Here is a 25587-nt window from a genome sequence, read left to right on the forward strand (position 1 = left end):
CCGATGAAATGTGCCGTTTCGATCGGGGAGCCGACAGGCTTCGGTCGCGGACTCAGCCGCGGTTGAGGCCCAGGAAATGGCGGGCGTAGCGCGGGTTCATGTCGCTCACGCGCAGCAGCGTCAGGAAGTCGGCTACGTTGAAGTCGGGATCCCATGCCGGCTCGCCGCAGATCTTCGCGCCCAGGCGCAGATAGCCCTTGATCAGCGCCGGCGGTTCCACGTCGAGCGCCTGGTTCAGGTTTTCCACCGGCAGGCGAGTGCGCGGGAAGGCGTGGTACTCGATCGGTGCCAGGAACTTCTCGGAGAACAGACGATGGAGGCTGGCCGCGTAGTGGCCGCCGTCGCTCATCGGCACGCTGGCGCAGCCGAGCATCGACTCGAGGTTGTAGCGTTGCAGGTATTCGCCCAGCCCGGCCCAGAGCGCCATGATGACGCTGCCCGAGCGGTAGTCKCGGTGCACGCACGAGCGGCCCAGCTCCAGCATCTTGGGGCGCAGGTGCGCCAGGCGCACGAGGTCGAATTCGGATTCGGCGTAGAGGCAGCCGACGCGCTTGGCCTGGTGCGGCGGCAGCACGCGGTAGGTGCCCACCACGCGCAGCGTTTCCTGGTCGCGTACGATCAGGTGGTCGCAATAGGCGTCGAACATGTCGACATCGGTGCCATTGGACGACGACTGGAGCCGTGCGCCCATTTCTTCGGCGAAGACCTTGTAGCGCAGGCGCTGCGCCTCGGCTACTTCGTCCTGGTGACGTGCCCACGCCACACTGAAAGCAGGCGCTGGAGCTTGTGCATGGGTTTGGTGCTGTGCTGGCTGACGAGGAAGACGGCTCCGCGCCGACTGGCCGGAGCGGCCAGTGGGCAAAGCGTCAAACAGCGGCTGGGTAGGCGTCGGAAGGTCGCGCATGTATGTCCTTTCGGTGACGAAACGGCTTCGAAACAATGTAGAGAGGGCTGGTGACAGTGCCGTGAAGCAGTGATGACGCTTCCATGACGTCCCTCTGTTGGGCGGCGCACCGGCGACTCTAGCCAGCGGCCTCCCGTGTTTCCATCGTCGTTATCCGAAAAAAGGACCGGTATTGCAGTTTGAAAACCTTGCCTCGGAATTGAGGCAGATCCGTCGCGAATCTGCCGCATCGTCCTAGAGGAAATCGGGACCCGTGACGGCGCGCAGGACGACCTGGGCCTCGGTGTCGCGCGTGCGTGCGGACAGCCACCAGATGCCGCTCTTCTTCACGCTCCAGCTGATTTCGTGGCCCGCCAGCAACAGGCTGGCCAGGCGGCCGATCCATGGCTGGTGGCCCACGACCACGGTGTGCTCGTGGCCTTGCGGCCAGTCGATGGCGGCGAGGATGGCGCTGACATCGGCGCCGGGCGCGAGGTCGGGCAGGACTTCCACCTTGCTACTGAGTGCGCCAGCGGTCTCGCGCGTGCGCAGGGCCGGGCTGCAGACTACGCGATGATCGGCGGGCAGATGGGCGCGCAACCATGCGGCGGATGCCTCGGCCTGCTTGCGGCCACGCCGCGTGAGGGGGCGTTGCAGGTCAGCGCTGCGCGAGAGGCTGAGGGGGTCAGGCAAGTCCTCGGCTTCGGCGTGGCGCCACAAGATCAGATTCATGTTGGCAGGTATTCGTTGTGCCTTGAGTATGGTAAAGCGGGTAGCCCAAGGCAAGACGCGGGGCGCGCGTCGTCAAACGAATCGCCAGAAACAAAACGGGCCGCCCGAAGGCAGCCCGTCAGTGTCGGCGGGGGCGATGTCAGCCGCGTGACAGCGGCGCTCGCCCGATCGGCGCGAACTCAGGATTTGTGGCGGAAATTGATGCGGCCCTTGGTCAKGTCGTAGGGCGACATTTCGAGGGTCACGCGGTCACCGGCCAGAATGCGGATACGGTGCTTCTGCATCTTGCCCGAGGCGTATGCCCAGATTTCCACGCCGTTTTCCAGCGTGACGCGATAACGGTTGTCGGGCAGGGCTTCCGACACCACGCCGCCAAATTCAATGAGTTCTTCCTTAGCCAATCTGTTTTCCTTTGCGGCAGCCCCGAGAGCTGCGTAAGTTTTTAGGGAATACGTGTGAAGCGCCCGATGGATCATCGGGCTGGACCGTGCCATGGCGCGGTCCTGTGCGTCTCGGGACAGGCGGGCAAGGTGTTTCCGGGTCTGGCCGGCCGCGACATACCCCGAATCTGGGGGTGCGGCGCCGAAAAATCCAGTGTGCCTGGCAGCACGGACCCGGTTACAGGGCATGCTCAGATACCCCGGAACTGACGCGGGATTATAGCACGTTMGGCGGTGCAGCATGCCCTGCGGCCGTCGGCCGGGCGCCATGAAAAAAGGGCCTACGCCGAAGACGTAAGCCCTTGATTCCACCACTTGTTCTACTGCCTAAAACACCTTGCAAAACTGGTCGGAGCGATAGGATTCGAACCTACGACCCTCTGATCCCAAATCAGATGCGCTACCAGGCTGCGCTACGCTCCGAAGCCGGCGATTCTAGCCCGGGACGGCTCGTGCGGTCAATCACGGCGTGCAATAAGCATTCCTGATGCCAAAATGTGACGTCATCGCCGCTGCGCCCAACACCCCGCTTCAGCGGGGCGCTTTAGGCTTGACTTGGTTCCGGGCGCTGACATAATCCGCACACCGCAAAGGTCCGACCGGCGCACGTCGCCGGGTTGCTGTTCCCATCCGGACCCGGTCCCGACTATCACAACAATGGTGCGCCAGCCGCCGCGAGCGACGCGAGCGGCGCGGCAGTGCCTGAGCCACGCCCCACCGGTGCCCTTGCGGCCACCGGCTGCCCAGGGCGCCCGGAACCTGCGGAAACAAAACAGGACGGCCATCGCAGGCCGCAAACAGAAGGTGGTTTCCCAGTGCCGCGCGGAGCACTTGGCGATGCCTTTGTGAACGGGAAGGAAGATGTTTCAGTCGCAGGTGGTAGTGCTGATCGCAGGCCTGTTTGCGCTGCAGATGGCGGTCGTCTGTGCCGTGTTGCGGCGCGCGCCGGGCATGGAGCGCAGCGGGCTGACCTCGTGGGCGCTGGGGGACCTGATTGTCACGCTCGCGGTGGTGCTGCTGGCGGCCCATGCGTGGCGTCCCGAATGGCCACTCCATGGCCTGCCCGAGCTGGCGTTGAGCGTGGGATTGTCGATGATGGTCTACGGTACGCGCCATTTCGTCGGCAAGCCGGGCCGGGGCAGGGTGCTGGCCATCGCCAACCTGCCGGCCCTGGTCGCGGTGGGGGCCCATGCGGCCAGCCACCTCGCGCCGGCCACGCTGCCGGAGTCGGCGGCGTTCGGGGTGTCGCTCTCGCTGGCGGCCGCCTGTATTCAAATACTGTTGTCGATCGAGATCATCCGCATCACGGCGCCGTGCGTGGCGGAGAAGCGGGGCACCGGGCGGCTGGCCGCGCTGTGCCTCTGCTTCGTGGCGCTGGCCTGTGCCGCCCTGGCAGCCATGCAGGCGCTGCCGATGCTGGAGGCGCTGGGCCAGGTTCGCTCGCACGCGCCGGTCGATGCCGATGGCGGCGTCACAGTCTGGTTCGTGTTCGGCGTAGTGGGGTTGTCGGTCAGCTTCGCGCTGATGGCACACGACCGGCTGCGCCGCATGCTGGAGCGCCGTGCGCGGCACGACGACCTGACCGACGTGCTCTCGCGCGGCGCGTTCTGGGAGGAACTCGAGCTGGCCTGCAAGCAGGCGGAACGCACGCGCCAGTCGTTCACCGTGGCGTTCATCGACCTCGATCACTTCAAGGCCATCAACGACCTCTACGGCCATCTGGCCGGCGACAGCGTGCTGCGCCACTTCGCCGGCCTGCTGCGCAAGGCAGCGCCGGCGGGTGCGGTGCTGGGGCGACTGGGCGGCGAGGAGTTCGCCATCGTCCTGCCCGATACCGCGATGGAGGCGGGCCGCGCCGTGAGCCTGCGCCTGAACGCGATCGTGCGCGGCGCGCCGTGCCCCTCGGAACCGGACCCGATTGCCTACACCGTCAGTATTGGCATGGCCGAGCGGCAGGCGGGCGAGAATGCCGATGCCGTCATGCGTCGGGCCGACCGCGCGCTGTACGACGCCAAGCAGATGGGCCGCAACTGCGTGTCGTCGCACGACAGCGGCGAGCCGGTCGGCATGCCGCGCCGGCCCCGTGTGCGCGAACGCGAATCCAACTGATTTCGCGCGCGCGGTGGAGTAGAATGCTGGCCTTGCCGCCACGGCAAGGCTCGTGGCGCCCCGGCCGCCCTTAGCTCAGTTGGATAGAGCACTCGCCTTCTAAGCGAGCGGTCAGAGGTTCGAATCCTCTAGGGCGGGCCAAGTCTTCACGCGGAAGGGTTCACGGCGGCGCCGTGCTTTCCACCTCCAGGGCGGGCATCCAGCTACCGGGTGCCGGCGCCCGCCGTACCGTCCCTCTTACCGTTGCCCGTCGGCCCACCAGTGGCCGCGCCAGCGCGACGCTGATCCCGGTCAATTCCCATACCGTCTGATCGTCCACCTGCAGCACAGCCATGGGGTGGGGCGCATTGCCGATGATCCGAACCTCGCCCGTGAGCGCGATGCGCGCGCCCACCGCCGGAGGCGGCGTCGCCCCGACGCAGGCGGCGAGGCAACCGGCGGCCGCCATCACCAGAAGGCCGCGCTTCGTCACCCCCCTCATTGGATGATCACCGACAGCGCGGTGCCGGGCGGCACGCTCACCCGTTCGCTATAGATCCCATGCATCGCCGGCCGGACGATGGGAATGCTCGCATACGGCTGCAGCTGCGCCGGCACGGTTTGCGTCAGCGCGCGGAGTCCGGCCAGGTTCTGCGGATCGATCACCGGCAGTCGCAGCGCGCCATCGACGCGCGCCGGAAAGCCGTAGCCAGCGGGGCTGTCGGTGGCCCGCATCAGCGACCCGGCGGTCGCCGAGAAGCGGCGAAGCTGCTCGCCGAGTCCCGCGCCGGTAGCTTCGGCCCGGATCGCCGCATCAAGGACTTCCAGTGACTTCTCGCTGCTCACGTCGCGCAACAGCCGCGAGAAGAACCCAGCGCCAAGCTGGCGATTGAGAAACCCGCCCAGCGAGCCCGACACCGAATAGCTCTCGCACGTCTCCCCGAACGGCTCCCACGTGGTCAGGCTGCAGTTGTACATGCCGTTGCGGATCCTGACGTAGTCGCGGAACCGGACATCGCGAATATCGTTGACGGCCGGGTCGATGGCGTGCCCGGCGAAGTCCTCCATCATCATCGCGGTGGCTTCTTCGATCCAGATATCGAACAGATACTTCGGGCCGTGGCCAGCGCCCCGGCGGTAGAAGTTCTGCAAGTGCATGCCTTCGTGGGCCATGGTGCTGGCAGCCTGCTTCAGCGCGGCGTCGCCCGCCGCGTACAGCGATTCCGAATTCAGGAAGAAGCCCACCGCTTCGTTGCTATGAGGGAGTCCGGCGCTGCGCCGGATCACGTCGCGCGAATAGAAGTAGCCCATCAGCCGCGCGGACGGGTTGTCGCTCGTCAGCTTGAGGATGACGATATCGAGCGGCTGGCCGGCACCCGGGATCAACTCCGCATACCCATGCGCGCCCCAGAGCGGCCCGCCGACGTGCGTCAGCAGGTCATAGACCTTGCCCGGCCCCAGGAAACTGGCGGCAAGCGCGTCGATGGTGGCGTCACTGACTTTTGCAGGACCGCGCTCGGCATCCTCGATCCAGAAATTGACGACCGTGCCGTCGCTGGCCTGTGACTGGCGCAACAGCGTCGCCATATGCGGCTGGTCTTCAGCGTCATGCCAGGTGCGGGACTCGTTGAGCACGGCCTGCCGCGGGGCGATCCGAGCTTCCCGCGCCTCCAGCGCCGCCAGCGGACGTGTGGCCGCCAGTCGGGCCCAGCCATGGGCGTTGAATTCGCCGACGCGCCGCATGACGGCGCTGTCCTCTCCATCGAGACGCCACGTCTTGCCGATCGCCGACGCGGATGCCTTGGGCACCAGCGGGAGAGCCGGCATCGCCTGCGGCTCAGCGCCCTGATTGGTGAAAACCAGCGTGACATCGTGCCCGGAGAGCCCGCGGATACTGACCGGCACATCGACCGGCGCGGCGGTGGCGTTCACATGCCGCCAGACCCCCACACTGGTTCCGGCATACGTATTGGCGTCCAGCGCGCCACAGCCGGTGCACGCCACCGACAGCAGGTCAGCCGGGGGGTGGGGCGCCGTCGGGGCAGGTGGGGTGGGTGGGATGGGCGGCGCAGTGGGGTGGTCGGACCCGCCATCACCCCCGCATGCGGCAAGGCCGCCAACCATGCAGCACGCCAAGGCCAGCTTCTTCATCATGACTCCTTTCCTCTTCGTATGGGAAAGGAAGCTTTTTCCATGGACCGCCGGCTAGGCGCTTGATCTGAATCAGCGGGCCGCAGAGATTCGCAATTGTTCTATCCGAAGGCCCCCGCGAGACATTGCGGGTTGGAACATTTCCCACTTTTTCGCCTATTCTTGGGAGGCGCTTGATGCTCCGCATTGATGCCAATGTGACGCCCTATTGGCAGGACTCTCGGCAGGATGATTGGTAGGCAGCAGCGCGCAAGATCAACCCCTCACCCGGTTTCGGCGCTCATGGGTAACAGCCAAAGCCCTCAAATCCTGTGGCAGGACGGCGAGCACGTTTTCTGTCGAGGCCAGCGCCCGGGCAATGACGGCGCCGACATCGTCCTGATCGTCCGGCCCGCCGCCGACTATCCATCGTCCGCCAGTCTCGACCGCCTTGCTCACGAATTCAGGCTGAAGGATGAACTCGACAGCGCGTGGGCGGTGCGGCCCCTGGAGCTTCTGCGCGAGGATGGCCGGACCTCGCTGGTGCTGGAAGACCCGGGCGGCGAGCCGCTCGAGTTGCTGCTCGGCGCACCCATGGAGACGGGCAGGGTCTTGCGCTTCGCTGCCGCCATCGCGGCGGCGCTTGGCCAGTTCCATCAGCGCGGCCTGGTCCATAAGGACTTCAAGCCTGCCCATGTTCTCGTGAATGTCACGGACGGACGCGCGCGACTCACCGGCTTCGGCATCGCCTCGCGGCTGCCGCGCGAGCATCAGGCACCCGAGCCGYCCGAAACGATCGCCGGCACGCTCGCCTACATGGCGCCCGAGCAGACCGGTCGGATGAATCGCTCCATCGATTCGCGCAGCGACCTTTATTCGCTCGGTGTGGTGATCTACCAGATGCTCACCGGTGTCCTGCCGTTTTCGGCGAGCGAGCCGATGGAATGGGTGCACTGCCACATCGCCCGAAAGCCGATGCCGCCCAGCGAGCGCCTGACGTCGATACCGGCCCCGCTTTGCCAGATCGTCATGAAGCTGCTCGCCAAGACGGCGGAAGAGCGCTACCAGACTGCGGCCGGTGTCGAGCAGGATCTGCGACGCTGCCTGGCTGCCTGGGAGAGCCATCGCCAGATCGATGGTTTCCCGCTTGGCGAGCACGACACGCCCGACCGTCTGGTGATTCCCGAGAAGCTGTACGGCAGGGAGCGCGAAGTCAACAGGTTGCTGGCGGCCTTCAACCGCGTGATCACGCGCGGCGCACCGGAACTTGTGCTGGTCTCGGGATACTCCGGCATCGGCAAGACCGCCGTCGTCAACGAGTTGCACAAGGTACTGGTGCCGCCACGGGGGCTCTTTGCCGCAGGCAAGTTCGACCAGTACAAGCGCGACATTCCTTATTCGACCTTGGTGCAGGCGTTCCAGAGTCTGGTGCGGCCGCTGCTTGGTAAGCGGGACGCCGAACTGGCGAGCTGGCGCGCCGCGCTGCTGGAAGCCCTGGAGCCGAATGCACGGCTCATGACCGACCTCATCCCCGAGCTGAAGCTCATCATCGGCGAACAACCGCCGGTGCCGGAGCTTGAGCCGCAGCAGGCGCAACGCCGCTTTCAACTGGTCTTCCGCCGATTCATCGGTGTCTTCGCCCGGCCGGAACACCCGCTGGCACTCTTCCTCGATGATCTGCAATGGCTGGACACGGCAACGCTCGACTTGCTGGAGGATGTGCTGGCGCGGTCGGACTTGCAGCACCTGATGGTGATCGGCGCCTATCGGGACAATGAGGTGGATGCCGCCCATCCCCTGACGCACAAGTTGCAGGCGATCCGGAGCGCTCGCGGAACGGTGGAGGAGATCACCCTGGCGCCGCTTGGCCGTGAACACCTCGGGCAGCTGATTGCCGATGCCGTGTGCTGCGACACGACGCGCGTGGCATCGCTGGCGCAGCTGGTGCATGAGAAGACGGCCGGCAATCCGTTCTTCGTGATTCAGTTTCTCTACGCGCTGGCCGAGGAGCGCTTGTTCCACTTCGACCATGACACGAAGGGCTGGTCCTGGCATCTCGATCGCATTCATGCCAAGGGCTACACCGACAATGTCGTGGATCTGATGGTGGGCAAACTGAGCCGTCTGCCGAGCGAGACACAGCAGGCGTTGCAGCAGCTGGCCTGCCTCGGCAACATCGCCGAGATCACGATGTTGTCCACCGTGCTGGTKATTCCGGAGAAGGAGGTCCATGCGGTGCTCTGGGAGGCCGTCCGCCTGGAACTGGTCGAGCGGCTGGAGGGCGCTTACCGGTTTATCCATGACCGCGTGCAGGAAGCCGCCTATTCGCTGATCCCGAAAGCGATGCGCGCCGAGGTGCATCTGCGGATCGGCCGCTTGCTGGTCGCCCGAACGCCCATCGGGCAGCAGGAGGCCGCGATCTTCGAGATCGTCAATCAGCTCAACCGCGGCGCTGCGCTGATCACGGCGCAAGCGGAGCGGGACCAGCTCGCCGGGCTCAACCTGATGGCGGGGAAGCGTGCCAAGGGTTCTACCGCCTATGCATCGGCGCTCACCTATCTCAATATCGGCGTGGCGCTGTTGGGGGAGGATAGCTGGGAGCGCCAGCACGAGATGCTCTTCGCGCTGGAGCTGAACCGGGCCGAATGCACCTTCCTGACCGGTGAACTCTCGGTTGCGGATGAGGAATTGGCGGCACTGTCAGGTCACGCCGCGACTACGGTCGAACAAGCCATCGTGGCCTGCCTGCACATGGATGTCTGCCTGGTGCTCGATCAGAGCAGCCGCGCGATCAATGTCGGCCTCAATTGCCTCCGACATTTCGGCATCGATTGGTCACCCCATCCGGACGGCGACGAGGTACGGCGCGAATACGGGCGCATCGGGTCGGCGCTTGAGGATCGGGAAATCGAGGCGCTTATCGACATGCCGCTGATGGAGGACCCTGCCTCCCTGGCCACCGTCGATGTGCTGATGAAGCTCTGGACGCCGGCCTTGTACACCGATGAAAACCTGGCTTCGCTGACGATCTGCAAGGCGGTCGGCCTGAGCCTGGAGCACGGCAATTGCGATGCTTCGTGCTTCGCCTACGTCATCCTCATCCGCATTGCAGGGCCGCATTTCGGCGACTACAAGACGGGGTTCCGGTTCGGTCAGCTTGGCTACGACCTCGTGGAGCGGCGCGGGCTTAAGCGCCTCGAGGCGAGAACCTTTGTTTGCTTCGCGCTGTTTGTCGTGCCCTGGATGAAGCACGTGGGGGCTTGCCGTGATCTGCAACGCCGCGCCTTCGATGCGGCAAACCGCGTCGGGGATCTCCAGTATGCAACCTACACGCGCAACGATCTGAACTCGAACCTGATCTTCTCCGGCGATTCGCTGTGCGACGCGCTGGCCGAAGCCGAGCACGGCCTGGCGTTCGCCGAGAAATCGCGGTTCGGTCTCGCCATCGACATCATCGCCACGCAAGTCGCGCTGATGCGCACGCTGCGGGGGCTCACGCCCAAGTTTGGTTGCCTCGACGACGCGCAGTTTGATGAGGCGCGGATCGAGCGGCGTTTCTCGGAGAACCCGGATCTGGCGATTGCGGCGTGCTGGTACTGGATCCGGAAGCTACAGGCGCGCTGTATCGCCGGCGACCACGCGGCGGCCATGGACGCCGCTGCGAAGGCAAAAGGCCTGCTCTGGACCACGGCCTCGTTTTTCGAGGAAGCCGAATACTATTTCTATGGGGCGCTGTCGCACGCCGCCTGCGCCGATGCCACATCCGGCGATGCGCGGCAAGCGCACCTGACGGCGCTGGCTGGGCATCACGGGCAACTGACGGTCTGGGCGGAGCATTGCCCGGAAAATTTCGAGAGTCGCGCCGCGCTGGTGGGCGCGGAGATCGCCCGGATTGAAGGCCGCGAACTTGATGCGATGCGGCTCTACGAACTGGCGATCCGCTCGGCGCGCGCCAACGGTTTCGTGCACGTGGAAGCGCTCGCCAACGAGCTTGCCGCGCGATTCTACGCGGCGCGTGAGTTCGCGGTCATCGCCGAGACCTACTTGCGCCATGCGCACTACAGCTACCTGCGCTGGCGAGCCGATGGGAAGGCGCGGCAACTTGAGCAGATGCACCCGCACCTCAGAACGGAAGCGTTTGCCCCCGGCCCGACGGGCACGATCACGACGCCCGTCGAACACCTTGATCTCTCGACCGTGATCAAGGTGTCGCAGATGGTCTCCGGTGTGATCGTCCTGGAAAAGCTGATCGAGATGGTCATGCGTACGGCGATTGAGCAGGCGGGCGCCGAACGCGGGTTATTGATCCTTCCGGATGCCGGTGAACAGCGGATCACTGCGGAGGCAACGATCGACGGGGAGATGGTCGCCGTGCATCTCCACGACCAGCCCATGACCGATGCGGTGCTGCCGGAGTCTGTTCTCAACTACGTCCTGCGGACGCGGGAGAGCGTCATCCTCGACGATGCCGTGGCGGATCCCACATTTGCGGCCGATCCTTACATCGCACAGCATCGCGCCCGTTCCATTCTCTGCTTGCCGCTGATGAATCAGGCGAGGCTCACTGGCGCGCTCTATCTCGAAAACCATCTCACGACCCATGTGTTCACTCCCGCCCGCATTGCGATCCTGAGGCTGGTGGCCTCGCAGGCCGCGATTGCGTTGGAAAATGCCCATCTCTACCGCGAACTTGTGGAGCGTGAGGCGAAGATTCGGCGCCTTGTCGACGCCGACATCATCGGGATCGTCGTCTGGACTGTGGAAGGCGACGTTCTCGAGGCCAATGATGCGTTTCTTCGCATGGTGGGATACGCGCGTGACGATCTCATCGCAGGTAGCGTGCGCTGGACGGACCTGACACCACCGGAATGGCGCGAGGGCGACGAGCGCGTGCTGCAAGAGATCAGGGAGATGGGAAGCGCGCCGCCGTTCGAGAAGGAGTTTGTCAGGAAGGACGGCAGCCGCGTGCCCGTCTTGATCGGTGCAGCCACCTTCGAAACCGGCCGAAGGGAGGGCGTCGCTTTCGTGCTCGACCTGAGCGAGCGCAAGCAGGCGGAGGAAAGTATCCGGGAGGGCGAGCGACGCTATCGCGAGGCGCAGACGGAACTGGCCCATGCGAACCGCGTTGCCACAATCGGGCATCTCGGGGCCTCGATTGCGCACGAAATCAAGCAGCCGGTCGCTGCGACAGTGACCAATGCGCACGCAGCCGTGCGGTGGCTGAGGGCCGAGCCGCCCAACATCGACGAGGTCAGCGAGATACTGGGTCGCATCATCAAGGATGGCAATCGGGCGGTGGACATCATTGGCCGCATCCGTGAACTGGTGAAGAAGGCGCCGCCCCGGAAGGAGCCGCTGGACATCAACCAGGCGATCCGCGAGGTGGTCGAACTTACCCGTGCCGAAGCACGGAAGCACGACACGCTGGTGCAGACGCATCTCGCGGACCCGTTGCCGCTTGTGCAGGGAGATCGGGTCCAGTTGCAGCAAGTCCTCCTCAATCTGCTCATCAACGCCATGGAAGCGATGAGCGGCGCGAGCGACGGCGCGCGGGACTTGCTGATCAGTACGGAGAAAGCGGAGGGGAACTGCGTGCGCGTGGCGGTGAGTGATTCAGGGCCCGGCTTTGCGCCAGACGACCCCGAGCGCATCTTCGCTCCCTTCTACACGACCAAGTCCGCCGGGCTGGGGATGGGGCTGTCCATCTGCCGTTCGATCATCGACGCCCATGAGGGTCGAATGTGGGCGAGTGCGAACGTGCCCCACGGTGCGGTCTTTCAGTTCACGGTGCCCGCGGAGCCGGGCACGTCATGGTGATCCCCTGAACGGGTATCTCAGGCGATGACCGTCGGCTATGCGGCAGCCTCCTCGCGCAGGCGACGGGCTTCGTCGCGCAGGAATTGCTGGTAGTCGTCCAGATCGCCGTCGAAAGGCTCGACGCCGCCCTTGGTGACCAGCCAGAACTCATCGCATACAGCGCGCAGCAGGGCCCGGTCGTGACTGACCAGCATCACCGTGCCTTCGAATTCGTTGAGCGCCATGCCGAGCGCTTCGCGTGTGGCCAGGTCGAGGTGGTTGGTCGGCTCGTCGAGCAGCAGCAGGTTGGGGCGCTGCCACACGATCATGCACAACACGAGCCGCGCCTTTTCGCCGCCGCTCATCGTGTGCACCGCCTGATGCACCATGTCGCCACTGAAACTGAAGGTGCCGAGGAAGGTGCGCAGGGATTGCTCGGTGCCACTCTGGCCGGGGGCGCGCATGTGCGGCGGCGTGTCCTTGGCAAGGCGGATCATGTGCTCCATCGGCGTGTCGAGCGGGCGCAGCACGTCGAGTTCCTGCTGTGCGAAGTAGCCGATGTTCAGGCCCTTGCCTTCGCTGATTTCACCGGCAACCGGCGCCAGCGCGTGTGCCACCGTCTTCACCAGCGTGGACTTGCCCTKGCCGTTCGCACCGAGAATGCCGATGCGCTGCCCCGCCAGCACGGAACGGTTGATGCCCTTCACGATGACCGTGGGCGGCGTGCCCGGGAGTGCGTCGGTCGGCGCCGGGTAGCCGAAGCTCGCGTCCAGCATCGACAACAGCGGGTTCGGGACGTTGAGAGGCTCCTTGAACTCGAACGTGAATTCCGCATCGGCAAGCACAGGGGCGATCTTCTCCATGCGTTCGAGCGCCTTGACCCGGCTCTGCGCCTGCTTCGCCTTCGAGGCCTTGGCCTTGAAACGGTCGATGAATTTCTGCAGGTGGGCGATCTTGTCGGCCTGCCTGGCCACCGCGGCCTGCTGCAATAGAAGCTGCTCGGCGCGCATGTCTTCGAACTTGCTGTAGTTGCCGCCGTAACGCACGAGCTTGGCGTTGTCGACGTGCACCGTCACCTGCGTCACGGCGTCGAGGAACTCGCGGTCGTGGCTGATCACCACCATGGTGCCCTGATAGCGCTTGAGCCAGGCTTCCAGCCAGACCAGTGCGTCGAGGTCCAAGTGATTGGTCGGTTCGTCGAGCAGCAGCAGGTCGGACGGGCACATCAGCGCGCGCGCCAGTTGCAGGCGCATGCGCCAGCCGCCGGAGAAGCTGTTGACCGGCTGGCTAAGCTGCGCACCACTKAAGCCAAGGCCCAGGATCAGCGCCTGGGCACGTGCGGGGGCATCGTGTGCACCAGCGTCGTGCAGGGCCATATAGGCGTGCGCCATGCGCATGCCATCGTCGCTGGCCTCGGCGGCGTCGACTTCGGCCTGCGCGGCCAACAGCACGGTGTCACCCTCGACGACAAAGTCGGTAGCGCTCTGCTCGGTCTCCGGCATCTCCTGCGCAACCTGGCCCATCCTCCACGCAGCAGGAATCGAGAACTCGCCGCTGTCTTCGTGCAGCGTGCCGTTGAGAAGGGCGAAGAAGGACGACTTGCCGGCGCCATTGCGGCCGACAAGACCGATCTTTTCGCCGGGGTTGAATGTGACGGACGCGCGGTCGAGCACGACATTGACGCCGCGACGCAGCGTGACATTACGAACGGAAATCATGGGGAGCCACTTCGGAGAGGATTGCCATGATAGCCGACCGGGCGTGTGACGGTCGTTATTTGTTGCGGTGCAACAATAGCAATCGGCGGAAAATCGACGATGAACGCCCAAAAAAAAAGCGCCCCAACTGGGGCGCTCTTGATGGCCGCGGGCCGCGCGCCGGGATTACGCCCCCACGCCCCCCGCGCCGACGATGTTGAAGCCACCGTCGACGTAGGTGATCTCGCCCGTCACGCCGCTGGACAGATCGGACAGCAGGAAGGCGGCCACGTTGCCGACTTCGTCGATCGTCACGTTGCGGCGCAGCGGGGCGGCTTCCTCGAAATGCCTGAGGAGCTTGCCGAAGTCCTTGATGCCGGACGCAGCCAGCGTCTTGATCGGGCCTGCCGAGATGCCGTTGGCGCGGATCCCGCGCTCGCCCACGGCTTCGGCCAGGTAGCGCACGCTCGCCTCGAGCGACGCCTTGGCCAGGCCCATCGTGTTGTAGTTCGGAACCACGCGTTCGGCGCCGAGATAGGTCAGCGTGAGCAGCGATGCCTTGTCGGACAGCAGCGGCAGCGCAGCCTTGGCCAGTGCCGGGAAGCTGTAGGCCGAGATGTCATGCGCGATGCGGAAGCCTTCGCGCGACAGCCCGTCCAGGAAATTGCCGGCGATGGCTTCGCGCGGCGCAAAGCCGATCGAATGCACCAAACCGTCGAATTTTTCCCAGCGCTGCCCCAGAGCGGCGAAAGTCGCGGTAATCTGCTCATCGCTGCCCACGTCGCACTCATAGATCATGTCGGAGCCGAATTCCTTGGCGAAGTCGCTGATGCGGTCCTTGAAGCGTTCGCCGACATAGGTGAAAGCCAGCTCGGCGCCCTCGCGCTTGCACGCGGAGGCGATGCCATAGGCGATCGAGCGGTTGGACAGCAAGCCGGTGATCAGGATCCGCTTACCTGCCAGAAATCCCATAAATTCTCCAAGATATGTGAGGGTGGGGCGGGCATGTTTCATGCTCGGCCCCCGGGGCCGGTGCACGACGGGTAAAGTTCCCCGCAGTTTGTTGCGCCGCGCAGAGGGAATGTCCGGATGGCTGGGGGCCACCCGGACGCATGTAAAATTGTCGCACAACTTCGCCCGGCCACAAGACGCCGGGCATGTCCAGGTCAGAGTGGAGGTCTGCAACGGGATGCCTATTCGCGCACGTTGGCCGCTTCAGGCGGCAGGGCAGTGCTTTCGTCGTGGCGCGGTGCTGCAGAAGGTGCGGGGGCTGGCGCCATTGGCGCTTTGGATATGCGTGCTGGCCTCGGGTTTTCCCGCATTGGCGCATGCCGCGCACGGGATTGCCCTGCACGGCGACCTCAAGTATCCGGCCGATTTCAAGCAATTCGACTACGTCAACCCCGATGCGCCCCAGGGCGGCACGCTGACGCTGGCCAACCCGGACCGGCGCACGAGCTTCGACAAGTTCAATCCGTTCACGCTCAAGGGCACCTCGGCGCCCGGCCTGACCGCGCTGATGTTMGAATCGCTGTTGATCAGTAGCGCGGACGAAACCGCCAGCGCCTATGGCCTGCTGGCCGACGACGTCACCGTGGCGCCCGACGCGCTGTCCGTGACCTTCCGCATCCGACCGGAGGCGCGCTTCACCAATGGCGACCCGGTCATGGCCTCGGACGTCAAGTACTCGTACGACATGCTCATGAGCAAGTCGGCCAGCCCCGGCTACCGGAGCATGTGTACCGACGTGAAGGCCGTGGTCGTGACCGGCGAGCGCACCGTCCGCTTCGACTTCAAGCAGCGCAACACGGAATTGCCGCTGATCGTCGGTTCACTGCCCGTGTTCTCGAAGAAATGGACCGCCAAGGTGCCGTTCGACAAGCTGACCTTCGAGGAACCGATCACCAGCGGCCCCTACGTCATCGACCGCTACGACGCCGGTCGCGGCATCATTTTCAAGCGAAACCCGAGCTATTGGGGCAAGGATCTGGCGGTACGGCGCGGCACGTTCAACTTCGGCCGCGTGGTCTACCGGCTCTATAAGGACGAGACGGCCAAGCTGGAGGCGTTCAAGGCCGGCGAATTCGATGCCATTGTCGAATATCGGTCGAAAAACTGGGCGAAGAGCTATGTCGGCACGCGCTTCCGCAAAGGCGAGCTGATCAAGACCGAATTCCCGCACCGCAACGGCGCCGGCATGCAGGGTTTCGTGATGAACATGCGCAAACCGGTGTTCCAGGATGTACGCGTCCGCCGCGCGCTGATCCTGGCGCTGGACTTCGAATGGCTGAACCGCCAGTTGTTCTACGGCGCGTACAAGCGGCTGGACAGCTGGTTCTCGAACAGCGACCTGGCCGCCAGCGCCACGTTCGACAGCCGCCCCGGTCCGGGCGAGATGGCGCTGCTGGAGCCGCTGCGCGCCCAGCTGCCGGCGGAAGTGTTCGGCCTCGATGTGGTGCAGCCCACCACCAACGCACCGCGCTCGCTGCGCGACAACCTGCGCGAAGCCCGCCGCCTGCTGGCCCAGGCCGGCTGGACCTACGAGGACGGCGCGCTGCGCAACGCCAAGCGCGAGCCGCTGGTGTTCGAATTCCTCGATGACGGCGGGGCGATGAGCCGGGTGATCACCACCTATGTGCGCAACCTGGAGAAGCTTGGCATCGAGGTGCATCAGCGCACCACCGACTTTGCGCTGTATCAAAAGCGTCTCGAGGATTTCGACTTCGACATGGTGTCGATCCGCTTCCCGGACTCGCAAAGCCCCGGCAACGAGCTGCGCGACCGCTTCACGACCGAGGCCGCGACCACGCCCGGCTCGGACAACCTGTTCGGCGTGAAATCGCCTGCCATCGACAAGCTCGTGGACCACGTGCTGCACGCGCACACGCGCGACGAACTCGTCACGGCGGGCCGCGCGCTGGACCGCGTGCTGATGCACGGGTACTACATCGTGCCGAACTGGTACAGTGCCTCGCATCGCGTGGCCTATCGCAATACGATGTCCTACCCGACCCGCCTGCCGTACTTCTATACGGCGGAGGGCTGGGTCCTCTCCAACTGGTGGCGGAACGATCTGACGCCGAAGACCCAATGACGGCACTGACGGAACCCGGACGCGCATGATTGCCTACCTGCTCAAACGCATCCTGCTGATGATTCCGACCCTGATCGGGGTCATTACGCTKACTTTCGTCGTGATCCAGTTCGTGCCGGGCGGCCCGGTCGAGCAGATGATGCTCGAACTCAAGGGGCGCGGCGGTGGCGGGGAGGCCAGCGGTGGCGGGGCGGAATACCGCGGCCGGCGCGGCGTGGACCCGGACAAAATCAAGGAAATCCAGGCGCTCTATGGCTTCGACAAGCCGCCAATCGAGCGCTATTTCATGATGCTGAAGCGCTTCGCCCAGTTCGACCTGGGCCAGAGCTACTTCCAGCACCGCAGCGTCTGGGAGCTGGTGAAGTCGAAACTGCCGGTGTCGATCAGCCTCGGGCTCTGGACGTTTTTTCTKACTTATCTGATATCGGTCCCGCTCGGGATCTCGAAAGCGATCCGGGCGGGCAGCCGCTTCGATGTGATCAGCAGCATGATCGTGCTGGTTGGCTACGCGATTCCGGGCTTCGTGCTCGGGGTGCTGCTGCTGGTGCTGTTCGGTGGTGGCACGTTCGTCCAGTGGTTCCCGCTGCGCGGGCTGACGTCCGACAATTGGGACCAGCTCACGCTGATGGGCAAGGTCATGGACTACCTCTGGCACCTGGTGCTGCCGATCACGGCGTCGGTGGTGGGCAGCTTCGCCGTCATCACCATGCTGACCAAGAACGCGTTCCTGGAAGAAATCCGCAAGCAGTACGTGCTGACCGCGCGGGCCAAGGGCCTGGCGGAGCGGCGCGTGCTCTGGAAACACGTGTTCCGCAACGCGCTGATCCCGCTCGTCACCGGCTTCCCGGCGGCGTTCATCGGCGCGTTCTTCACCGGCTCGCTGCTGATCGAGACACTGTTCTCGCTCGACGGGCTGGGCCTGTTGTCCTATGAAGCCGTGCTGCGCCGTGACTACCCGGTCGTGCTCGGCACGCTCTACCTGTTCACGCTGATCGGGCTGGTGACGCGCCTGATTTCGGATGTCTGCTACGTGATGGTCGACCCGCGCATTCACTTCGAGGGCATGCACCGATGAGCATTCTCTCCCACGGCGCGGTGCCCAACGGGCTGCCGCACTCGCCGTCGCCGCGCCAGCGCGCGTGGCAACGCTTCCGCCGCAACCRGCTGGGCTACTGGAGCCTGATCCTGTTCGTGGTGATCTTCGTCCTGAGCCTGTGTGCCGAGGTGCTGTCGAGCGACCGCCCGCTGGTGGTGCGCTACAAGGGCGAGTACTACTTCCCGATCGTCAAGGTCTACCCGGAAACCACGTTCGACGGCGATTTCCCGACCCGTACCGACTACCTCGATCCCTTCATCCGCGAACGGATCACCACGCACGGCAATTTCGCGGTGTTCCCGGTGAATCAGTATTCCTACGATTCGCTGAACTACTTCGCCAAGGAGCCGAATCCGGCGCCCCCCTCGTCCGAGAACTGGCTGGGCACCGACGATCGCGGCCGGGACGTGCTGGCGCGCCTGATCTACGGCTTCCGCGTGTCCGTGCTGTTCGGCATGGCGCTGACGATCATCGGCGTACTGGTCGGCACGCTTACCGGGGCGCTGATGGGCTTTTTTGGTGGGCGTTTCGACCTGTTCTCGCAGCGCGCCATCGAGATCTGGAGCTCGATGCCCGAGCTGTACCTGCTGATTATCTTCGCGTCGATCTTCGAGCCGAGCCTGGCGCTGCTGATCATCCTGCTGTCGCTGTTCGGCTGGATGGGGCTGTCCGATTACGTACGGGCCGAGTTCTACCGCAACCGCTCGCTCGACTATGTGAAGGCGGCGCGCGCGCTGGGCCTGTMCAATGTCCAGATCATGTGGCGCCATATCTTGCCGAACAGCCTGACGCCGGTGATCACCTTCCTGCCGTTCCGTATGAGCGCGGCCATCCTGGCGCTGACCAGCCTCGACTTCCTGGGTCTGGGCGTGCCGCCGACGACGCCGAGCCTGGGCGAGCTGCTGGCGCAGGGCAAGGGCAACCTCGATGCCTGGTGGATTTCGCTGTCCACGTTCGCGGTGCTCGTTATCACGTTGTTGCTGCTGACCTTTATGGGCGACGCGCTGCGGGATGCCTTCGATACGCGCCTGGGGCTGGCCCAGTTGCGTGGTCGTGTGGAGCCTAAGGCGCCTGCGGGAAGTCCCGCTGCGGAGGCCGTGCAATGAGCCTCGCCGCAACGTTTCCTGACGCCGTGGCCCCGCCGGCGCCCGGCACGCAATTGATGTGTGTGGACCGACTGTCGGTGACCTTCGGCGAGGGCGAGCACGCCACGCGCGCCGTGCGCGAGGTCAGCTTCGACCTGCGCGCTGGCGAGCGCTACGCGCTGGTGGGTGAGTCCGGCTCGGGCAAGACCGTGACCGCGCTGGCCATGCTCCGGCTGGTTGGCGACGCCCACTACCAGGGCGCCATTCGCTTCGAAGGCCAGGACCTGCTGCGCGTGTCCGGCMGCGAGATGCGGCGCATCCGCGGGTCCGAGATCGCCATGATCTTCCAGGAACCGATGACGGCCCTGAACCCGCTTTACACCATCGGCAACCAGATCGTGGAGACGCTGGCGCTGCACGAGGGCCTGGACCGCCGCGCCGCGCGCGACCGTGCCATCGCGCTGCTCGAGCGAACCGGCATCAGCGACGCCGCCAACCGTTTCAACAGCTTCCCGCATCAGCTTTCGGGCGGCCAGCGCCAGCGCGCGATGATCGCCATGGCCCTGGCCTGCCGGCCCAAGCTGCTGCTGGCCGACGAGCCGACCACGGCGCTCGACGTGACCATCCGCGCCCAGATCCTGGATCTGCTGCGCGACCTCCAGGCCGAGTTCGGCATGGCGGTGATGCTGATCACCCATGACCTGAACCTCGTGCGGGCGTTCGCGCAGCGTGTGGGGGTGATGGAGAAGGGCGTGCTGGTGGAGTCTGGCGAGACGGCCGAGGTGTTCGGCAATCCGCGCCATCCGTACACGCGCAAGCTGATCGACAGCCGCCCGCGCCGCGAGGTGCTGCCGCTGGTGCCACTGGCGCCGGTGCTGCTGGAGACCGATGCGCTCTGCGTCAACTACGCCAAGAAGCGCGCCGGGTTTGCCGGCTGGTTCTCGAAGGAGCAGTTCGCGGCCGTGAAGGACGTGAACCTGCAATTGCGCGAAGGCGAGACTGTCGGCATCGTCGGCGAGTCCGGCTCCGGCAAGACCACGCTGGCTCACGCCGTGCTGGCGCTCCAGCGCCAGAGCAGCGGGGCGATCCGCTTCCTGGGGCGTGCGTTCGACGCCTGCACGCACAAGGAGCGCAGTGCGCTGCGGTCGCGCATGCAGGTGGTATTCCAGGACCCGTTCGGCTCGCTGTCGCCCCGGATGACCATCGAACAGATCGTGGGGGAGGGCCTCGCCCTCCATCAGCCGGGGCTGTCGCCCGAGGCGATGCGCGAGCGCGTGATCGAGGCCCTGCGGGAGGTCGGGATGGACCGGACGGCGCTGGGCCGTTATCCGCACGAGTTCTCTGGCGGACAGCGGCAACGCATCGCCATCGCGCGAGTTTTGATCCTCAAGCCGCAGGTTCTGGTGCTAGATGAGCCGACTTCTGCACTTGACGTCTCGATCCAGCAACAGGTGCTGGCGCTGCTTTCCCAGCTCCAGCACAAGTACAACCTCAGCTATCTGTTCATCAGCCATGATCTAGCGGTGATTCGTGCGATGGCGCACCGCGTCGTCGTGATGAAAAATGGTGAAGTGGTCGAAGCGGGTGAGACGGAAACCGTACTCGGCGCACCGCAGCATCCGTATACGCGCAAGCTGATGGCGGCCGCACAGTTAGGGGTCGTCTGAATGATGTGCGGCGCAGCACGCATGCCGCACTAGCATGACAGCGCGATGTATCACATCGCCGTTATGCGGAATACGAGAAAAAAGATACGTTTTTCACGCTAGCTCATTGATTTGGCTGCGATTTCGGGCGAATTTGTAACCATCTTTGACACGATAATGACAGTCATTTACTATCCCGCGATACCTATTTTTGGGGGTGGTCTGTCGGTCGCATKCTGACCTTTGGGAAGGTCAACCACGCATGCGAATCGTGCACGGTACGCTGGCATATGTCTTGCGTACATACCGCCCTGATGTCTAGCGTTTGTCCGGCAATGTCTGACATGCCGGTCAGATAAGTCCGATTATCAGGAGAACCAATGCAACGAACGGTACTTCATTCCCTGGCGCGCGCCGCTATTGGAATTGCCATTGCATGCGGTGCGACTGTGTCGAATGGAGTGCTGGCGGATACGGTGTTCAAGGACCCGGACGCCCGGATCGATGCCCGCGCGGAACTGAGCGCGGATGCCCATCCGGAAGGCAAGCGTGGCTTGCTGTCGTCGGTGATGAACTCCACCAGCAACGTTGCCAGCAAGGCTGGCGACCTGGTCATGAACGCGCTGGGCCTGATTGGCGTGCGTTACCGCTTCGGCGGTAACAGCCCCGAATCCGGCCTGGACTGCAGCGGCTTCGTCCGCTACGTGTTCAACGACACCTTCGGCTTCGTGTTGCCGCGTCGCTCTGTCGAAATCAGCAAGGTTGGCACCACTGTGGCGGTCAACGAACTGCGTCCGGGTGACCTGGTGTTCTTCAACACCATGCGTCATACGTTCTCGCACGTCGGCATCTATATTGGCGACAACAAGTTCGTGCACGCGCCGTCCACCGGCAGCAAGATCCGCGTGGACGACATGCGTGCCAGCTACTGGGTGACACGCTACAACGGCGCGCGACGCATCGACGATGCCCAGCGCGGCGACGCCGACAACGGCATGGGCAACATGGTCGAGACGCTCAAGCGCTTCGACCCGGCTGCCCAGGGTCGGTCGCTGTACGGCGGCTGAACCGGCTGCTCGCCAAACAAAAAGGACTGCCTCGGCAGTCCTTTTTTATCGGGCTCGACATACAAATAAGACAAATACCCCACTAAAGGGTGACATGATGCGTCACATGAAGTGACACGAATTGTCACGAAGCGAGCCCATGTCCTGACAAGGATTGTCGTTTTACCCCACTATTGGGTGGTAACAATGCCGGTTGGCAGCTGGCGCGTACGGACGAGAGCGAGCTTGTCGCGCAGGCTCGCCAGTACTGCCGCCGTGGCTTGCTCGCCGGCCAGGATCGCGCGGTTGCGCGCCGTGAAGTCGCTGCCGCTCATGTCGGGCAGGTCAGGGCGGATCACGATGTCCGCGCGCGCCAGCGCCATCTTGTTGATCKACTGGCCCATGATGGCCGTGGTCTGCAGCAGCACGCCGCTCTGGCCGCCATTCTTTTGGCTCGACGGATCGGCCGAGATATTCACCGCGATCACGAACTCGGCGCCCATCTCGCGCGCCGCATCCACTGGCACCGGCTCCACCAGCCCGCCATCGACATAGTCATGGCCCTGGATCGACACCGGCTGGAACACGCCCGGCACGCTGCTGGACGCGCGCACGGCCTGGCCGGTATTGCCGCGCCGGAACAGGATCCGCTCGCCGGTCTTGAGATCGGTGGCGACGATGCCCAGCGGCAGCTTCATCTGTTCGATGGTGCGCTGCTTGACCAGCCGGTTCACATAGTTCTGCAGCGCCTCGCCCTTGAGCCAGCCACCGAACTTGGTGCCGAACGGCAGCGCCCAGTCGGCGATGGACGCCTCGTCCATGGTCAGGGCGAGCTTGTTCAGCGTGAAGCCATCCATGCCGGACGCGTAGAGCGCCGCCACCACCGACCCGGCACTGGTACCCGTGACGATATCGGGATGGATACCCTGCGCCTCGAGCGCCTTGATCACGCCGATATGTGCAAAGCCGCGCGCCGCGCCGCCGCCCAGCGCCAGGCCGATGCGCACCGGGCGCGGCGGCAGCGTGGCCACCGGCGGCGTGACGACGGGCTGGGTCGGCAGGGTGGGGGTCGGCTTCGGGCCGGTGGAGCAGGCCGCCAGCAGCATCGCCGCGGAGGCGCCCAGGAAATGGCGTCGTTTCATCGAGGAACGGGAATCTACGGGAAGTGATGCCGGCGCCGTGCGAGGCGGCATCCGAGGTCTCAGACCGGTGGCAGGATAAATGATTCCGGCCGGCGCGTAGCGAAAAAGCGGCGGCGGGCAGGGCGTATAATGCGCCATTCCTCGAATCTGGCCTGCGCGCCGCTGTGCGCGGGCCTTTTTGTTTCTCTCCGCCATGACACAACGCGTCCGCACCCGCTTCGCGCCGAGCCCGACCGGGTTCATCCACCTCGGCAACATCCGCTCCGCGCTCTATCCGTGGGCCTTCGCCCGCCGCATGCAGGGCGATTTCATCCTGCGCATCGAGGATACCGATGTCGAGCGGTCGTCCCAGGAGGCCGTCGACGTGATCCTGGAGTCCATGGCCTGGCTCGACATGGACATCGACGAAGGTCCGTTCTACCAGATGCAGCGCATGGACCGCTATCGCGCGGTGGTGCAGCAGATGATGGAGACCGGCCTCGCGTACCACTGCTACATGAGCACCGAGGAACTGGACGCGCTGCGCGAAGCCCAGCGCGCCGCCGGCGAGAAGCCGCGCTACAACGGCTTCTGGCGCCCCGAGCCGGGCAAGGTCCTGCCCGAGCCGCCGGCCGGCGTGCAACCCGTCGTGCGTTTCAAGAACCCGATCGGCGGCAGCGTGGTCTGGGACGACGCCGTGAAGGGCCGCATCGAGATCTCGAACGACGAGCTGGACGACCTGGTGATCGCCCGTCCCGACGGCACGCCGACATACAACTTCTGCGTCGTGGTCGATGACCTCGACATGAAGATCACCCACGTGATCCGCGGCGACGACCACGTCAACAACACGCCGCGCCAGATCAACATCATTCGTGCGATGGGCGGCCACGTGCCGGTCTACGCGCACCTGCCGACCGTGCTGAACGAGCAGGGCGAGAAGATGAGCAAGCGCCATGGCGCGATGCCCGTGACCGGCTACCGCGACGAGGGCTACCTGCCCGAGGCCGTGCTGAACTACCTCGCGCGCTTGGGCTGGGCGCATGGTGATGCCGAGATCTTCTCGCGCGAGCAGTTCATCGAGTGGTTCGACCTGGAGCACCTGGGCAAGTCGCCGGCGCAGTACAACCCTGAAAAGCTGGCTTGGCTCAACAACCACTACATCAAGGTGGGCGATAACGCCCGTCTGGCCGATCTGACGCGCCCCTTCATCGAGGCGCTGGGCGGCAAGGTGGAAGGCGCGAGCCTGGCCGACGTGATCGCGCTGGTCAAGGATCGCGCCAATACGCTGAAGGAAGTGGCCCAGGCCGCGATGCTGTTCTATCGCGGCGAGCCGCAGGCGGATGCCGCGCTGCGCACAGAGCACCTGACCGACGAGATCCGCCCGGCGCTGCAGGCGCTGGCCGCGCAACTGGCCGCGCTGCCTGAGTGGAAGCGCGAGGGCATCAGCGCCACGTTCAAGGCAGTGCTGGCCGAATTCGGCCTGAAGATGCCGAAGCTGGCTATGCCGGTGCGCCTGCTGGTGGCGGGGCAGTTGCAGACGCCGGGCATCGACGCGGTGCTGGAACTGTTCGGCCGCGAGACGGTGCTGCGCCGCCTTGCGGCAGCCTGAGAAAAGTGCGGAAAAATCTCGGCAGGGGCTTGCGCTCGGGCCGGGATTTCAGCATAATCTCCTTCTCCCTGCCGCGCGGCAAAAACCACGCGGATCGGTTGAAAGGCCGAAAAGGGACTTGCAAAGCGGTTGGATTGCTATATAATCTCGGCTTCGCCGGAATCGTAGTAAATCCCGCGACAGCAAGAAGCAGTAAATGACAGTAACATTGGGGCTATAGCTCAGCTGGGAGAGCGCTTGCATGGCATGCAAGAGGTCAGCGGTTCGATCCCGCTTAGCTCCACCAAGTTTCTGTCCCCTTCGTCTAGAGGCCTAGGACATCACCCTTTCACGGTGAGTACAGGGGTTCGAATCCCCTAGGGGACGCCAAAACAGTAGGGCGTAATCAAACGTCCAGCTAGTCGTCCGAAGCAATAGCTTCGAGCGGCGAACCAACACGGAGCGGTAGTTCAGTTGGTTAGAATACCGGCCTGTCACGCCGGGGGTCGCGGGTTCGAGTCCCGTCCGCTCCGCCAAAACTGAACCCGCTTGGGTAAAACCAAGCGGGTTTTTCTTTGGGTGAGAGGTTGATTATCTGATAATCGCCTCGCGGTTTTTGGCGAAAGCAAATGCCACATGGCAGTTGCACTTCGAAAGAAAATCGTAATATAATCGCGGCTTCGCTGAAACGCGATTATGCAGTACTGGTAGTAAAGGGCAGTACCACGGGGCTATAGCTCAGCTGGGAGAGCGCTTGCATGGCATGCAAGAGGTCAGCGGTTCGATCCCGCTTAGCTCCACCAAGGATTTCGAGGCACCGACCCAGCAAAAAAGGTGCCTCAGTCGTTGAAAAGTCTGTTACAGTTACGGACTTCGCAGCGCAGACGGAAACGTTGCAACAAGTTTCTGTCCCCTTCGTCTAGAGGCCTAGGACATCACCCTTTCACGGTGAGTACAGGGGTTCGAATCCCCTAGGGGACGCCAAAACAGCAGGGCGTAATCAAACGTCCAGCTAGTCGTCCGAAGCAATAGCTTCGAGCGGCGAACCAACACGGAGCGGTAGTTCAGTTGGTTAGAATACCGGCCTGTCACGCCGGGGGTCGCGGGTTCGAGTCCCGTCCGCTCCGCCAATATTAAAAATG

Annotated in this window: 16 protein-coding genes and 8 tRNA genes; 15 read left to right on the forward strand and 9 right to left on the reverse strand. The window is 64.5% G+C overall.

The window, feature by feature from the left end; all coding sequences use genetic code 11:
• Positions 1–52: 52 nt before the first annotated feature.
• The 4 genes from AC1EJR_RS10460 to AC1EJR_RS10475 form a co-directional block, all read right to left on the reverse strand.
• Entirely contained in the window at positions 53–904 is an 852-nt protein-coding gene (locus AC1EJR_RS10460) for a GNAT family N-acetyltransferase (protein WP_441590501.1), read from the reverse strand.
• Between the two features lie 234 nt (positions 905–1138).
• Positions 1139–1615, reverse strand: a complete 477-nt coding sequence (locus tag AC1EJR_RS10465; RefSeq protein ID WP_092289777.1) for a SixA phosphatase family protein — start codon at positions 1613–1615, stop codon at positions 1139–1141.
• A 179-nt stretch (positions 1616–1794) separates the two neighbouring features.
• Positions 1795–2016, reverse strand: a complete 222-nt coding sequence (gene infA, locus AC1EJR_RS10470; RefSeq protein ID WP_477147067.1) for a translation initiation factor IF-1 — start codon at positions 2014–2016, stop codon at positions 1795–1797.
• Between the two features lie 385 nt (positions 2017–2401).
• Positions 2402–2478 (reverse strand) — tRNA-Pro (locus AC1EJR_RS10475).
• A gap of 438 nt (positions 2479–2916) precedes the next feature.
• On the opposite strand from AC1EJR_RS10475, the gene AC1EJR_RS10480 reads away from it, so the two are divergent.
• Positions 2917–4164: a sensor domain-containing diguanylate cyclase gene (locus AC1EJR_RS10480; RefSeq protein WP_441643944.1), complete on the forward strand. Its 1248-nt coding sequence runs from the start codon at positions 2917–2919 to the stop codon at positions 4162–4164.
• 64 nt (positions 4165–4228) lie between these two features.
• Positions 4229–4305: transfer RNA gene (locus AC1EJR_RS10485), tRNA-Arg, on the forward strand.
• Positions 4306–4324: 19 nt separating this feature from the next.
• Here AC1EJR_RS10485 and AC1EJR_RS10490 read toward each other — a convergent pair.
• On the reverse strand, positions 4325–4636 hold the full coding sequence (locus AC1EJR_RS10490; protein WP_255370656.1) for a hypothetical protein: 312 nt from the start codon (positions 4634–4636) through the stop codon (positions 4325–4327).
• A gap of 5 nt (positions 4637–4641) precedes the next feature.
• Positions 4642–6297 (reverse strand): M30 family zinc metallopeptidase, encoded by a 1656-nt coding sequence (locus AC1EJR_RS10495; RefSeq protein WP_477113317.1) that lies wholly within the window; start codon positions 6295–6297, stop codon positions 4642–4644.
• A gap of 279 nt (positions 6298–6576) precedes the next feature.
• Here AC1EJR_RS10495 and AC1EJR_RS10500 point away from each other — a divergent pair, with 279 nt between their 5' ends.
• Entirely contained in the window at positions 6577–12090 is a 5514-nt protein-coding gene (locus tag AC1EJR_RS10500; RefSeq protein WP_477147028.1) for a trifunctional serine/threonine-protein kinase/ATP-binding protein/sensor histidine kinase, read from the forward strand.
• A 35-nt stretch (positions 12091–12125) separates the two neighbouring features.
• Here the strand turns inward: AC1EJR_RS10500 and AC1EJR_RS10505 are convergent, their stop codons facing one another.
• On the reverse strand, positions 12126–13787 hold the full coding sequence (locus tag AC1EJR_RS10505; RefSeq protein ID WP_477147029.1) for an ABC-F family ATP-binding cassette domain-containing protein: 1662 nt from the start codon (positions 13785–13787) through the stop codon (positions 12126–12128).
• A 165-nt stretch (positions 13788–13952) separates the two neighbouring features.
• Positions 13953–14738 (reverse strand): enoyl-ACP reductase FabI, encoded by a 786-nt coding sequence (gene fabI / locus AC1EJR_RS10510; RefSeq protein WP_092289767.1) that lies wholly within the window; start codon positions 14736–14738, stop codon positions 13953–13955.
• 217 nt (positions 14739–14955) lie between these two features.
• Between fabI and AC1EJR_RS10515 the strand changes: the two genes are divergently transcribed.
• The 5 genes from AC1EJR_RS10515 (at position 14956) to AC1EJR_RS10535 (ending at position 21754) form a co-directional block, all read left to right on the forward strand.
• The gene (locus AC1EJR_RS10515) at positions 14956–16860 is read left to right on the forward strand and encodes an extracellular solute-binding protein (RefSeq protein ID WP_477147030.1); all 1905 of its coding nucleotides are present in this window, start codon (positions 14956–14958) and stop codon (positions 16858–16860) included.
• Between the two features lie 25 nt (positions 16861–16885).
• On the forward strand, positions 16886–17935 hold the full coding sequence (locus AC1EJR_RS10520; RefSeq protein ID WP_092289763.1) for a microcin C ABC transporter permease YejB: 1050 nt from the start codon (positions 16886–16888) through the stop codon (positions 17933–17935).
• Positions 17932–19062, forward strand: a complete 1131-nt coding sequence (locus AC1EJR_RS10525; RefSeq protein ID WP_477147031.1) for an ABC transporter permease — start codon at positions 17932–17934, stop codon at positions 19060–19062. Before AC1EJR_RS10520 ends, AC1EJR_RS10525 begins: the two co-directional genes overlap by 4 nt.
• Positions 19059–20708, forward strand: a complete 1650-nt coding sequence (locus AC1EJR_RS10530; RefSeq protein ID WP_477147032.1) for an ABC transporter ATP-binding protein — start codon at positions 19059–19061, stop codon at positions 20706–20708. Before AC1EJR_RS10525 ends, AC1EJR_RS10530 begins: the two co-directional genes overlap by 4 nt.
• Before the next feature lie 359 nt (positions 20709–21067).
• Positions 21068–21754 carry a C40 family peptidase gene (locus tag AC1EJR_RS10535; RefSeq protein WP_092289758.1) on the forward strand — a complete coding sequence of 229 codons (687 nt, stop codon included), beginning with the start codon at positions 21068–21070 and terminating at the stop codon, positions 21752–21754.
• A 170-nt stretch (positions 21755–21924) separates the two neighbouring features.
• On the opposite strand, the gene AC1EJR_RS10540 is transcribed toward AC1EJR_RS10535, so the two are convergent.
• A complete protein-coding gene (locus tag AC1EJR_RS10540) occupies positions 21925–22875 on the reverse strand; it encodes a patatin-like phospholipase family protein (RefSeq protein ID WP_477147033.1) in 951 nt (316 codons plus the stop codon).
• 193 nt (positions 22876–23068) lie between these two features.
• On the opposite strand from AC1EJR_RS10540, the gene gltX reads away from it, so the two are divergent.
• The 7 genes from gltX (at position 23069) to AC1EJR_RS10575 (ending at position 25575) form a co-directional block, all read left to right on the forward strand.
• Positions 23069–24466: a glutamate--tRNA ligase gene (gltX, locus tag AC1EJR_RS10545; RefSeq protein WP_441643940.1), complete on the forward strand. Its 1398-nt coding sequence runs from the start codon at positions 23069–23071 to the stop codon at positions 24464–24466.
• Positions 24467–24676: 210 nt separating this feature from the next.
• A tRNA-Ala gene (locus AC1EJR_RS10550) sits at positions 24677–24752 on the forward strand.
• A gap of 7 nt (positions 24753–24759) precedes the next feature.
• A tRNA-Glu gene (locus tag AC1EJR_RS10555) sits at positions 24760–24835 on the forward strand.
• 69 nt (positions 24836–24904) lie between these two features.
• A tRNA-Asp gene (locus AC1EJR_RS10560) sits at positions 24905–24981 on the forward strand.
• 191 nt (positions 24982–25172) lie between these two features.
• A tRNA-Ala gene (locus tag AC1EJR_RS10565) sits at positions 25173–25248 on the forward strand.
• 105 nt (positions 25249–25353) lie between these two features.
• Positions 25354–25429, forward strand: a tRNA-Glu gene (locus tag AC1EJR_RS10570).
• A gap of 69 nt (positions 25430–25498) precedes the next feature.
• Positions 25499–25575, forward strand: a tRNA-Asp gene (locus AC1EJR_RS10575).
• Positions 25576–25587 lie beyond the last annotated feature (12 nt).

It is taken from the genome of Cupriavidus sp. 05T42, from assembly GCF_056396345.1.

What these genes read in the sequence shown, in the direction of transcription:
- AC1EJR_RS10495 (WP_477113317.1), bottom strand. Translation starts at nt 6,297, where the DNA reads ATGATGAAGAAGCTGGCCTTGGCGTGCTGCATGGTTGGCGGCCTTGCC.
- AC1EJR_RS10465 (WP_092289777.1), bottom strand. Translation starts at nt 1,615, where the DNA reads ATGAATCTGATCTTGTGGCGCCACGCCGAAGCCGAGGACTTGCCTGAC.
- AC1EJR_RS10480 (WP_441643944.1), top strand. Translation starts at nt 2,917, where the DNA reads ATGTTTCAGTCGCAGGTGGTAGTGCTGATCGCAGGCCTGTTTGCGCTG.
- AC1EJR_RS10535 (WP_092289758.1), top strand. Translation starts at nt 21,068, where the DNA reads ATGCAACGAACGGTACTTCATTCCCTGGCGCGCGCCGCTATTGGAATT.
- gltX (WP_441643940.1), top strand. Translation starts at nt 23,069, where the DNA reads ATGACACAACGCGTCCGCACCCGCTTCGCGCCGAGCCCGACCGGGTTC.
- fabI (WP_092289767.1), bottom strand. Translation starts at nt 14,738, where the DNA reads ATGGGATTTCTGGCAGGTAAGCGGATCCTGATCACCGGCTTGCTGTCC.